Genomic DNA, 12539 nt, shown 5'->3' on the forward strand with positions numbered 1-12539 from the left:
ACAACCTTAGAATCTTAGATACTGGTGAAAAGCCTAAATGGCTTTTCACGAGCGACTTATCAATTCTAATTGATAAGTTGGTCCGACTGAGCGGAGCGACTCAATGTTATATGAAACTCCTCTTCCTTACGTCAGAGGAGTAAGCGATTCGCATAAAATCATAGATTTTAGCTCTCTGCTTAAAACACAAGCTTTAGACTGGCTAAAAGTTTTTAACGGACTGAAGCTTGGAAACATAGTCCGGGGTGTAAGTCAATTTTCGGCCTTATACCCTATATTTTAAATTTTCATCTATCCAATACTTTGAGCTATAGCTGCCCCTGGAGGTACAATAGGATATACTTTTTCATCTCTATTTATTTCACATTCAACTATAACAGGTTCATTTAAGCTAAGTGCATAACTCAATACTTCTTCAATCTCACTGTTATTTTCTATCTTCATAGTCTTAATCCCATAGGCATATCCTAATTTTATAAAATCAACATCTGGACCTAGTTGTGTATGACAAAACCTTCCTTGATAGAACATATCCTGCCATTGATGCACCATACCTAAAGCATGATTGTTTAAAACTAACTGTACTACAGGCAGCCTATACTTTGCTATAGTGGCTAGCTCTGTAGAATTCATCTTAAAACTACCATCTCCTGCTACATTAATTACTTTTTTATCGGGATTGCCTACAGAGGCTCCTATGGCAGCACCAAGGCCGAAACCCATAGTTCCGAGTCCTCCTGAAGATATGAATGTTCTAGGTTTGGTAAATTTGAAATATTGAGCTGTCCAGATTTGATTTTGACCTACTTCTGTAGTTAAAATGCAGTTTCCTTCTGTGAGATGAAATAATTTTTCCATGATGAGCTTTGGACTTACATGAAGAGTTGTATTTGATTTTCCAGCACTGAGTTTCTTCCAGCTATTAACTTGGTCAAGCCAATCTACATTGTCTTTTTGACAAGCTTTCTCCGTTAAAACCTTTAGAACCTCTTTTACATCTCCTTTTAAAGCCACATCAATGTTCACATTTTTTCCAAACTCTTTAGGGTCAATATCAATATGAATTATTTTAGCATCTGGCGCAAAAGCTTCTACTTTACTAATTACACGATCACTAAAACGTGCACCTACTGCAATAAGCAGATCACATTCGGTAACAGCATAATTTGAACACTTACTTCCATGCATACCTACCATTCCCATATAATTTTCATGAACTCCAGGAAAAGCTCCCATTCCCATTAGTGAACAAGTTACTGGTGCATTTATTTTTTCTGCAAAGGACATAAGTTCATCCTGTGCACCAGATATAACTACTCCCCCACCAGCATAAATTACAGGCCTCATGCTACTGCTTATAAGTTCTTCTGCTTTTTTAAATTCTTCTTCATTATGCATTAAGCTTAGCCTTTTTCCTTTTGGCTTTTCAACTTCCGCATATTCATAGTCCATTTCTGCTATTTGTATATCCTTTGGGATATCTACAACAACAGGGCCTGGTCTTCCTTCTCTTGCTATATTAAAAGCTTCTCTTATGGTACTAACCAACTTATCTGCCTCTGTAACAATATAGCTTTTCTTTGTTATTGATGTAGTTATGTCTACAATATTTACTTCCTGAAAAGAGTCCTTTCCAAGTAAACTCTGAGGTACCTGTCCTGTAAATACCACCATTGGAACTGAATCTCTATAGGCTGTAGCAATACCTGTAACTGTATTAGTAGCTCCAGGACCTGAAGTTGCAAGGACAACTCCTACTTTTCCTGTGGATCTTGAATATCCATCAGCAGCATGAGTAGCCCCCTGCTCATGCGCTGTTAGTATATGAGTTATTTCTTCAGTGTTATACAGGGCATCATAAATTGGTAATACTGCTCCACCTGGATAACCAAATATTGTGTCTATGCCCTGCTCTTTTAAACATTCTAATAGTACTTCTGCGCCTTTCAATTTCATAATGATACCCCCTTTTAAAGTTTAGAAAATCTATTTACTTTCAATCCATGACATCATAGCTCTAAGTTCTTTACCTACTTTTTCTATAGGATGATTTTGTTCTTTTCTTCTCTTTGCATAGAAGTATGGTCTATTAGCTTGGTTTTCTAATATCCAATTTCTCGCAAAGGTTCCATCTTGAATTTCGCTAAGGACTTTTTTCATTTCTTTTCTTGTATCTTCAGTTACTATTCTACTGCCAACACTATAGTCTCCATATTCTGCTGTATCACTTATAGAATATCTCATGTAGCTTAAACCACCTTGACTCATCAAATCTACAATAAGTTTCATTTCATGTAGACACTCAAAATATGCATTTTCTGGTGAGTAGCCAGCTTCTATTAATGTTTCAAATCCAGCTTTTATAAGCTCAGTTACACCTCCACAGAGAACTACTTGTTCACCGAACAAATCTGTTTCAGTTTCATCTTTAAAGGTTGTCTGTAGAACTCCAGCTCTAGTTCCACCTATTCCCTTTGCGTATGCTAGTGCATAATCACAAGCTTTCCCACTATAATCCTGATATACTGCAAATAAGCAAGGGACTCCTTTCCCTCCAACATATTCACTTCTAACAGTATGACCTGGCCCTTTTGGTGCTACCATAAATACATCTACCTCAGCAGGTGGAACTATTTGATTAAAATGAATATTAAATCCATGAGCAAACATCAACGCTTTTCCTGCAGATAAGTTTGGCTCCACACTTTCTTGATATACCTTGCTTTGTTTTTCATCAGGTATTAAAAGCATTACTAAATCTGATTCTTTAACAGCATCAGCTACTTCTAAAACCTTAAATCCAGCTTCTTTTGCAAGTTCCCAAGACTTACTTCCTTCATACAATCCTACTACTACATCTACACCACTTTCTTTTAAATTCAAGGCATGAGCATGTCCCTGGCTGCCATATCCAACAACTGCAACTTTTTTTCCTTCTAATAAACCTAAATCTGCATCCTTATCATAATAAACTTTTAATCTTTCCATTTTTATTCCTCCTAAAATTTTTATTTATATTAATTAAATTTTTAAATATTATTGAGCTCAATAATGTGTTGTTTTATTTATATAAATTTGAATTTATGTGATATTTTAACTATTAAAAGTTAAAAAATTTTTTATTGATAGCTTTTTAAAATCTCACCAAGTCTTTTTATTCCTTCTACAATCTGATCATCTTTCATGCTTGAGAAGTTCAATCTAAAATTATTTCTACAATTGCCATTTGGATAGAAGGCTATTCCTGGAACAAAACCTACTCTCATTTCCATTGCCTTTTTCAAAACATCAGACGCATCTAAATTTTCTGGAAGCGTTACCCATAGAAAAAGTCCTCCATTAGGATGAGTGAATGAACAGTTTGATGGAAACTCCTCTTGAATAGTTTTTAACATTAAGTCTCTTCTTCTCCTGTAAACGGCAGTTATTCTATTTACATTTTCTTTTAAATCATACATCTTCATATACAATGCTGTTTCTTTTTGAGACATAGTATTTGTCTGCAAATCTACGGATTGTTTAACAAGTAAATATTGATCTAAAAATTCCTTACTTGTACATACCCATCCAATTCTTAAACCTGGACAGAATACCTTTGAAAATGTTCCATGATATATCACCCTGTCATCTTTATCAAAACTCTTAATTGCTGGGAGCCTGTCTCCTTCAAAAATTAAATTCCCGTAAGGGTTATCTTCTAGAATAAGTACATCATACTTTTGTGCTAATTCAACCATCTTTTTTCTTCTTTCAACCGGCAGCGTTATACCTGTTGGATTTTGGAAATCTGGTACAGTATATATAAATTTAGCATTTGGATTATTCTTTAACGCTTCTTCAAGCTCTTCCATCACCATACCTTCATTATCCATTTTCACTTCAATAAATTTGGGTCCATAGGCTTGGAAGGCAGTTATTGCACCTAAATAACTAGGGCTTTCACATATAACTACATCTCCCTCATCTAAAAATATTCTTCCTGAGAATTCTAATGCTTGCTGTGATCCACAGGTTATCATTACGTTGTCTGCTGTAGTATCTACACCAGCCTCTGCCATGATTTGTTCTGCAATAATTTCTCTGAGCTCCTTAACACCATAGGTTGAGCTGTATTGAAGAGCATTATGCCCATCTTCATCAAGTAACTTTTGAGTAACCTTTTTCATCTCTTCGATTGGAAAAAGTTCTCCATCAGGGAGCCCTCCTGCAAAGGATATTACCTCAGGCATTTCTGTAAGCTTCATGATCATTGCAATTACTTTATCTGCTTCACTGCATCCACCACTGCTAAGTCTCTTTGCAAATTTATTTTTCATAACAACACCCCTTAACACAGTAATTATTATTGTTTTATATTGTATTTTATACGAATAAAAAAGAATAAAAAAAATCAAACCTCTGCCTGGGGCGAGAAGTTTGACCGCGGTACCACCCAAATTTTTTACTCTATTAGATAACGGCTTCTGCCGGCACAACTTACTTATAGTTCAGTCTGCAACTCTAGGGTGATTTTCAACAGTTTCCGATTTGTGAGCTTTCACCTGCCCTCACTCTCTTTAAAATCTTTCACCACTTACTCGTCCCTATCATAGTTTTTGATTTATATAATTATTAAAGTATATGGAACAAAATGTTTATTCATTCACCATTTGTGAAAATCATAATATTAATTCCTTCACTTGTCAATATATTTTTTAATTTTTATTTTTTAAAATTTTTCTTTTTTTCTTTTGCTACATTATAACGAATTTATTATTTTTATATTTTAAGTATTGATATTATGTCATTTTAATAAAATATATTACGATTTATTAATTATTTATAATAAACGTTTTCATATGACTTCTAAATTTATTGACACTCAACTTTCATTTTGTGCAATATATAAATTTTATTTATTCATTTTTCTAAACAAGCTTTGATAGAAAATTTTATATTTATTCATTGACAGAAAATTTAAAGTATAGTATATTAATTGACAATACTAAAAAAACTGTGACAGGGAAGAGTAAACAAAACTATGCTTTAAAGAGAGTGGGGTAAGGTGAAAGCCCATAAGCTAACGTTGTTGAAAATCACCCTTGAGTTGTTAAGCTGAAATTTAGTAAGCCTAACCGGCAGAAGCCGTTATTTAAATTAAGTTATAATTTGGGTGGTACCGCGACAGACCTCGCCCCATTGTGGGAAAGGTCTGTTTTTTATTTCATAAATTTTAGGGGGTTATATACATGACAAAGTTGAATTGGAGAAGTAAAGAGGTTACAGAAGGAGTTGCTCGTGCTCCCCATCGTTCATTATTTTATGCAATGGGATATTTACCAGAGGATTTAGAAAAACCTTTAGTTGGAATAGTAAATGCTCATAATGAGATAATACCAGGACATTTTCATCTAAATGAAATAGTTCAAGCAGTTAAGCTTGGAGTAAGTGCTGGTGGTGGAACACCAATAGAATTCCCAGCAATAGGTATTTGTGATGGTATTTCCATGAATCACAGCGGTATGAAATATCCTTTAGCAAGCAGAGAACTAATAGCAGATTCCATAGAAGTTATGACTATGGCTCATAAATTTGATGCCTTAGTTCTTGTTGGAAACTGTGATAAAGTAGTTCCGGGAATGCTTATGGCTGCTGCAAGACTTAATATACCTGCTATTTATGCAAGCGGCGGTCCAATGCTTACAGGTAATCATAAGGGAAAGACTCTAGACTTAGTAAGTACATTCGAAGGTGTTGGTGCATATGCGGAAGGAAAAATAAACTCTGATGAACTTGATCAAATTGAAAACTCTTCTTGTCCAACTTGCGGAAGCTGCTCTGGTCTTTTTACTGCTAACAGTATGAACTGTTTAGCTGAAGCCTTAGGTATGGCTCTTCCGGGAAATGGTACTATACCTGCACCTTTCGGCAGTAGAAAGCAGTTAGCTAAAAGAGCTGGTATGCAAATAGTTGAACTCATAAAAAGAAATATAAGACCAAGAGATATATTGACTTTAAAGTCTTTTAAGAACGCTATATCTCTCGATATGGCTATTGGTGGATCAAGCAATACTACTCTTCATCTTCTAGCCATTGCTAATGAAGCAAAAATAGATCTTAATTTAAAGGAATTTGATGCTATTAGCAGAGAAGTTCCTAACATAGCAAAACTCAGCCCTGCTGGTAAACACAGTATAGAAGACTTAAACAATGCTGGTGGAATTTCTGCAGTACTTAAATTACTTAAGGATGCAGGATTGATTGAACCAAATACTATCACAGTTACAGGAAAAACTTTAGGTGAAAATATCGCTGATGCTGAAGTTTTAGATCCAACGGTAATAAAGCCACTAGACAATCCTTACTATAAGGAAGGTGGAATAGCAATACTTAAAGGGAACTTAGCACCAGATGGAGCGGTTATAAAACAGTCTGCTGTTGAGCCAGAAATGCTTTACCATCGTGGTCCTGCAAGAGTATTTAACTCTGAAGAAGATGCTTTTACCGCAATTATGGACAGACAAATAAAATCTGGAGATGTTGTTGTAATTAGATATGAAGGCCCTAAAGGGTGTCCTGGAATGAGAGAAATGCTTAGTCCTACTTCTGCAATAATTGGAATGGGACTTGAAAAGTCTGTAGCTTTACTTACAGATGGCCGTTTCTCAGGAGGCACTAGAGGACCCTGTATAGGCCATATATCTCCAGAAGCCTATGAAGGAGGACCAATTGCACTTATAGAAGATGGAGATATTATAGAAATAGATTTACCTAATAGAGTTATAAAGGTTGAGTTGTCTGATGAAGAACTTAAACAAAGATTATATAATTGGACTGCACCTCCTATAAAAGCGGAAGAAGGAACCTATTTATATCGCTACAGCAAGCTAGTCACTTCAGCAAGCACTGGTGCAGTTCTTAAAAAAGATTTTTAATATAATAAAAGAGTATGAATATAGAAAAACTAACTAGAAAGCTAGCTTATACAGAGGGGTATGTTTCCAAAGCTGAAGTAGATTTAAAAACTTTGTGCCAATCTTAGTGAAGGGTTTTAAGAGAACCTTAGAACTTTAGAGTTGTTTGAGCACAGCGAGTTCTCGAAAGTTCTTAGGTTATCCTGAAACACAAGCTTTAAACTGGCTAAAAGTTTTTAACGTGCTGAAGCTTGGAAACATATCCGGTTGTATAAGTTAGCTTTCGGTCCAGAAACCCTATATTTAAATACATACTCTTTTATTAAAACTTAGAGTTCCTTTGGCACTGTTCCAAAAGATTTAGCTAAGTCATCTGTTAATTTTGTCAAATTGTCTTTCAATATTATATCATCTAAACTTGATAATATTGCTTCCTTATCTTTCTCATTTAATTGAACCTTCAGTTCAATCATATCTATTAATTCTTTTATCTGATTATTTTTTTGTTCTATTATATTTTCGTATTTTTCTTCCATCTCAGTCCAATTCTTATTCAACAGGTTTATTAGTGAAGCCATTTCATCAGAACTACCTGCAATACGGTTAAATAATAAAAGATTTAGCTCTAATACTTCTGGAATTTGGCTATGAGAATATCTAAGCTGATGGTCTATTTCACCATACCCCTCTTCAAATATTGTTCTTACTTGAATCTCTGCTATAACCTGCTGATTTGTTGGAAAAAACTCTATTAAATAGTGAACAGATCGATAGCCAGATTTTCTAGATTTGATTTGGATATCTAACTCCTCAAATCTTTTAGTATCGTCACCCTCTCTAACATTAGCAGTTATTTCAATAACCTTCCACGTTCTTAATATGAAATTATGAATATCTTCCCAATCATCTTTAAAAATGTGTATTGCCCTTATGCCTATAAGATCGGTTATTTCATTTTTATAATTATCTACAGTAAATTGAAAATCTGAACCATATTTTTCTTTTCTATCTGGAGTTTTTCTAATAATTTTTTCAATTAATCGTTCTCCATCCTTTACTCTAGCCTTTACTGAGTGTATTTTATTATGGGTTCTTAAAGTGTTTGCAATAAAATTAGCTTGAGTTTCATAGCTGTCCTTAAATTTATTAAAGTCAACATATATTTTATCCAAAACATTCCAGTCAATTCCATTTTCTATAATAGTATTCTCTGAAATATGGTATCTCTTTGAAAATTTTTCCTCAATTAGTTCCATACTTTGTCCTCCTGATATAATGAAATCCTTATAATATAATATTACCACATATAGTATAATAAGGTGAAAAAATTCTGAGATGTAAATTGCTTATTTACTATGGAACTAATTATCGTAGGTTATTCTAGAGCTTTATTTCCGCTCAACATATATTCATCTATGGCCTTTTTACTAAAGCGTATTTCACCATTCGTTTTTATACAAGGAAATTTTGAATCTGGATTATCAATAATAGAGCTATAGATTAATTTAATATCTACTTTTAAATAATTCGCTAGCTCTGTAGGTGTCATTATATCCTTTTGCTGTTCTTTTAAAGCTAGCATTTCATTTGAAATTTTGTTGTTTAGTGTATTAGTATTACTCATAATTAAATCTATTTTATGTTCTAGAGAATTTAACTTTTCATATTGGCTGTTTAATAAATAAACAGTACTTACGTTCGATATTATTAAAACCGTGAATAAAACTCCTAAAGCATATTTTAAATTTTTATTCATCAATATCACCTCCCTGCATTTTCAGCACTATAAACACCTTAAATAGGTCTCCCTCTTTTTCTATATACATTTTACCATCGTGCAGCTCTATAATGCTTTTTGAAATTGCAAGGCCTAATCCGGAACCTTCAACTTCTGAATTTCTTGATTCGTCCCCTCTCTTAAAACGTTCAAATATTTCTTCAACATCAAAGTTCATTTCATAGGCTGCTATATTTTTAAAGGATATAATTACTTCATTAGCTTTATTTTCAATATTTATATATACTCTAGTATTTTCCATTGAATATTTTAAAGCATTAGAAACAACATTTTCAATTACCCTTGATATTTGTTTTCCATCTAGATTTAATACAACTTCACTTGCAAAGCTTTTTAATTTAAAATCAATATGTTTTTCTTCATAACAATTTGAGCACTCTCCCAGTACTTGATAAATTAAATCTACAATATCTACCTTTTCTTTAGCTAACTCCAATTTTCCGCTGTTAATTTTAGAAACTTCAAATAAATCCTCAATAAGAACTTTTAATTTTTTAGCCTTAGAATCTAGAATTTTAATATAGTCTTCTTTTTCCTCTTCTGTTGAATCCTCTCTTTTTAAAAGATCTACATAAGTTATTATTGATGTCAAAGGTGTTTTTAAATCATGTGATACATTTGATATTAATTCTGATTTTAGACGCTCATTTTTTACATGTTCCTCTAGTGCCTTTTTATAACCTATTTTTATTGAATTAATATTTTCCGCCAAATTAGAGAGATCTCTATTACCTTTCGTATCTAGATATAAATTAAAATTGCCTTTAGCAATTTCTTCTGTACCCTTTGAGATTAGTCTAAAATATTTTACATCCCTAATCAGTGTTAACAAACAACCTAAAATATAAGCTATATAGAGTATGATAAAGCCAATGCATTTATAATAGCTCATATAATCTATCAAAAATACAAATATAATCATTAGTATAATAGCTATAGTAGATAATGTAATAGTCTTTTCACAAATTCCCCAATTGTAATACAACTCCTTGGCTTTTGGTATTATAAAATACAAGCGTGATTTTTTAAGTTCTCTTTTTGCATTTTCTTTTCCAACAGTTTTTATCCATTCTACTTTTCTTATAATAAATACTGTAGTAACAATTAGCCAACCAAAAACAAAGATAAGTTCTATTAGGGATTTATAACTAGGACCAAGCACAGTAGCCCATGTATCTACTGCCGTATTAATGCCTGTTTTATCGTACCAGTAATATTCAGTAAAATATTTTCCTGACTTCAGAAATTCTCTACGATCTAAGTCCCTCTCTATAAGAGGCGTATAATTCACTTCATTATCTGCTTTATAGTAATAGTATGAATTTTGTTTTATATATTCATTAAAGGGATCTTTTAAGTCTGCAACCTTATGAAAGTTTGTATATACTTTTCCATTTTTATTGTCTATTATTGCAAACTTTACTTTGAAATCTTTAAAGTCCCTTTCTATATCAATTTGCTTAACTTCTCCATTTTTTAATTTTTCTAAATAATCTGTAGTACAGTATAGCTTTTGACTTAATGGAAATGAATCTTCGATTAAATGCTGTTTTAATACAGTTTCATTGTTTGTTATTCTCACTAAACCATTATTTACAATCAAATCTATAGTAAATATTACCGCCAAAATTGTTAAAATCACCATTATAATTATCTGCCTTAACAAGCTTCCAATAAGAATACTTTTAAGATTTTTGAATTTATTTATCAATTTTGTATCCAATACCCCACACCACCTTTATGTATTTCGGTTCTTTAGGATTTATTTCAAGCTTTTCTCTGATTCTTCTTATATGCACTGTTACAGTGTTTTCACTTTTATAAAAAGGTTCATTCCATGCGTTTTCATATATTTGCTTAATAGATAAAACTCTACCAGCATTTTCTGCAAATAGCAGTACTATCTTAAATTCTAAGGGAGTCAACTTGATTTCTTCTCCGTCTACTTTTACAACATTAGAGGCCTTGTTTATGTTTAATCCCCTTATTTCTATTTCATCCTCATTTGGAACTTGTAAGTCAACATTGGCATCCCCTAGTAGAAGAAATCTTCTAAGCTGTGATTTCACTCTAGCTACTAACTCTAAGGGATTAAAAGGTTTAGTTATATAATCATCAGCACCAATATTTAATCCTAATATTTTATCTGCATCTTCACTTTTTGCTGACAGCATTATTACTGGTATGTTTTTGTTTTCTCTTATCTTTAAACAGGTTCTTATACCATCGAGCTTAGGCATCATTATATCTAGTATTATTAGATGTATATTTTCCTTTTCCAATATATCTAACGCTTCCAGTCCATCGCCTGCTTTAAGCACATCTATATCACTGCCTTTTAAATAAATTTCGATAGCATCTCTTATTTCTTTTTCATCATCTACTATTAATACCTTTTGCTTATCCATAATGTCCTCCATATTGAAAATTTTTCTTTTTTCAGTATTCGTGTAAACATATACTTTTTCCTCCTTTTTAACTTATGGCATCTTCAAAAAAATAACTAGTCAGTATGCTAGTCTATTTTGTGTCATACTTCGTCGGCAGAACCCTTAGATAGAGTCAACTATCTGCGGAACCTGCCTCCTTGCCTGATACAAAATATCCGTCGCATCTTTGACTTGCTATTTTCTTTCAGATGCCTAACCTTACAGAAATCCTTTGGAAATCTTATCTATAGGTATAATTTTACAAGGTAAAAATTACGAAATAGCTTACAAAATTATTAAGAATTTCTTACAAATTAAAAGCCGTACTGTATTATCAGTACGGCATCTATCTATAGATCGCTTATACACTCTCACTATCTGAAGATGTAGAGTAACTATTTACTTTAAATTTTTTAAGAAAGTTCAACTTTGTTTCCTCTATAATAATGCCTATAAAAATAACTACACTACCTACTATCATTCGAAAAGTCATTGTTTCATTTAAGAAAAATATAGCAAAAATTCCTCCGAATGCAGATTCTAATGTGAATATAAGGGCAGTGCTGGTAGAGGATATATATTTCTGCGCAATGTTTTGCACTAAAAAAGGTATAACAGTAGTTGCAATAACAAGATATGCTATGGACTTTGACATTTTGGGTGTCATATTTATTGTATAGGATTCAAATATTCCTGTTAGTATAACAAACAATAAAGCTGTCACAGCAAACTGTATTATTGTTGAGATTATAGGGTCAGAATCTTTCTTAAAATATTCTATAGCTATCATATGACATGCAAAAGATATTGAGCAAAAAATGGATATTACGTCCCCTTTATTTATATTAAGTGATCCATTTAAGGTTAATAATCCAATGCCTATTGTTGCTATAAAGGCCCCAATAATTTCGTAGTTGTCTGGAACTCTTTTATTTATAGCCCAAGCTAAAAAAGGAACTACTATTACATATGCACCAACCAAAAAAGATTGTTTTGACGCAGTGGTATATATTATACCTGTTATCAACGCAAAAAAGGCACTAAATAAAAACATTCCAATTATTAATCCTTGATATATATCTTTTTTTCTTATATTTTTTAACCTTTTACAAAATATAAGAGACAAAATAATTGTTGACCATACAAATCTTAAAGTCATTAATTGAAATGGCTTTATACTATTTAGGCTATCCTTTACAATTGCATAGCTCGTACCCCAAAACATTGTCACAAAGGCTAGTGACAATGTAGAAATAACAGCTTTTTTATCATATTTTGACATTCACTTCACCCGCTTTATAATATATAGTAGAAATTGCACGATATAAATCTCCAATTAAATTATAACTGATATTTTCCAATGCGGGCATACTTTTAATAATAATTATATTTAAATTTAGCAGTGACTTGAAATATATT

At 32.4% G+C, this 12539-nt stretch carries 9 protein-coding genes and 2 other annotated features; of the genes, 1 reads left to right on the top strand and 8 read right to left on the bottom strand.

Annotated elements, in window-relative coordinates; translation table 11 throughout:
- Positions 1 to 291: 291 nt before the first annotated feature.
- From ilvB to ACZ5N4_RS14640, 3 genes are all read right to left on the bottom strand, one after another.
- Positions 292 to 1956, bottom strand: a complete 1665-nt coding sequence (gene ilvB / locus ACZ5N4_RS14630) for a biosynthetic-type acetolactate synthase large subunit (RefSeq protein ID WP_464203248.1) — start codon at positions 1954 to 1956, stop codon at positions 292 to 294.
- Positions 1957 to 1986: 30 nt separating this feature from the next.
- Positions 1987 to 2988, bottom strand: coding sequence for a ketol-acid reductoisomerase (ilvC, locus tag ACZ5N4_RS14635; protein WP_464203249.1), 1002 nt, complete (start codon positions 2986 to 2988; stop codon positions 1987 to 1989).
- 131 nt (positions 2989 to 3119) lie between these two features.
- The gene (locus ACZ5N4_RS14640) at positions 3120 to 4316 is read right to left on the bottom strand and encodes an aminotransferase-like domain-containing protein (protein WP_464203250.1); all 1197 of its coding nucleotides are present in this window, start codon (positions 4314 to 4316) and stop codon (positions 3120 to 3122) included.
- 84 nt (positions 4317 to 4400) lie between these two features.
- Positions 4401 to 4599: a binding site (T-box leader), on the bottom strand.
- 387 nt (positions 4600 to 4986) lie between these two features.
- Positions 4987 to 5181 (top strand) — a binding site (T-box leader).
- A 47-nt stretch (positions 5182 to 5228) separates the two neighbouring features.
- Here ACZ5N4_RS14640 and ilvD point away from each other — a divergent pair.
- Positions 5229 to 6914: a dihydroxy-acid dehydratase gene (ilvD, locus tag ACZ5N4_RS14645; protein WP_464203251.1), complete on the top strand. Its 1686-nt coding sequence runs from the start codon at positions 5229 to 5231 to the stop codon at positions 6912 to 6914.
- 308 nt (positions 6915 to 7222) lie between these two features.
- Here the strand turns inward: ilvD and ACZ5N4_RS14650 are convergent, their stop codons facing one another.
- From ACZ5N4_RS14650 to ACZ5N4_RS14670, 5 genes are all read right to left on the bottom strand, one after another.
- Positions 7223 to 8149 carry a RelA/SpoT domain-containing protein gene (locus tag ACZ5N4_RS14650; protein ID WP_464203252.1) on the bottom strand — a complete coding sequence of 309 codons (927 nt, stop codon included), beginning with the start codon at positions 8147 to 8149 and terminating at the stop codon, positions 7223 to 7225.
- A 119-nt stretch (positions 8150 to 8268) separates the two neighbouring features.
- A complete protein-coding gene (locus ACZ5N4_RS14655) occupies positions 8269 to 8649 on the bottom strand; it encodes a helix-turn-helix domain-containing protein (RefSeq protein WP_464203253.1) in 381 nt (126 codons plus the stop codon).
- Positions 8642 to 10414, bottom strand: a complete 1773-nt coding sequence (locus tag ACZ5N4_RS14660) for a sensor histidine kinase (protein ID WP_464203254.1) — start codon at positions 10412 to 10414, stop codon at positions 8642 to 8644. Before ACZ5N4_RS14660 ends, ACZ5N4_RS14655 begins: the two co-directional genes overlap by 8 nt.
- The gene (locus ACZ5N4_RS14665) at positions 10392 to 11099 is read right to left on the bottom strand and encodes a response regulator transcription factor (RefSeq protein WP_464203255.1); all 708 of its coding nucleotides are present in this window, start codon (positions 11097 to 11099) and stop codon (positions 10392 to 10394) included. The genes ACZ5N4_RS14660 and ACZ5N4_RS14665 overlap by 23 nt, the downstream gene beginning before the upstream one ends.
- Before the next feature lie 382 nt (positions 11100 to 11481).
- Positions 11482 to 12402 carry a DMT family transporter gene (locus ACZ5N4_RS14670; protein WP_464203256.1) on the bottom strand — a complete coding sequence of 307 codons (921 nt, stop codon included), beginning with the start codon at positions 12400 to 12402 and terminating at the stop codon, positions 11482 to 11484.
- Positions 12403 to 12539 lie beyond the last annotated feature (137 nt).

Source organism: Clostridium nitrophenolicum (assembly GCF_055391695.1).

Bases quoted from the DNA above. Each gene is read 5' to 3' on its own strand.
- ilvD (WP_464203251.1), top strand. From the start codon at position 5,229: ATGACAAAGTTGAATTGGAGAAGTAAAGAGGTTACAGAAGGAGTTGCT.
- ACZ5N4_RS14665 (WP_464203255.1), bottom strand. From the start codon at position 11,099: ATGGATAAGCAAAAGGTATTAATAGTAGATGATGAAAAAGAAATAAGA.
- ACZ5N4_RS14640 (WP_464203250.1), bottom strand. From the start codon at position 4,316: ATGAAAAATAAATTTGCAAAGAGACTTAGCAGTGGTGGATGCAGTGAA.
- ilvC (WP_464203249.1), bottom strand. From the start codon at position 2,988: ATGGAAAGATTAAAAGTTTATTATGATAAGGATGCAGATTTAGGTTTA.
- ACZ5N4_RS14670 (WP_464203256.1), bottom strand. From the start codon at position 12,402: ATGTCAAAATATGATAAAAAAGCTGTTATTTCTACATTGTCACTAGCC.
- ACZ5N4_RS14655 (WP_464203253.1), bottom strand. From the start codon at position 8,649: ATGAATAAAAATTTAAAATATGCTTTAGGAGTTTTATTCACGGTTTTA.
- ilvB (WP_464203248.1), bottom strand. From the start codon at position 1,956: ATGAAATTGAAAGGCGCAGAAGTACTATTAGAATGTTTAAAAGAGCAG.
- ACZ5N4_RS14650 (WP_464203252.1), bottom strand. From the start codon at position 8,149: ATGGAACTAATTGAGGAAAAATTTTCAAAGAGATACCATATTTCAGAG.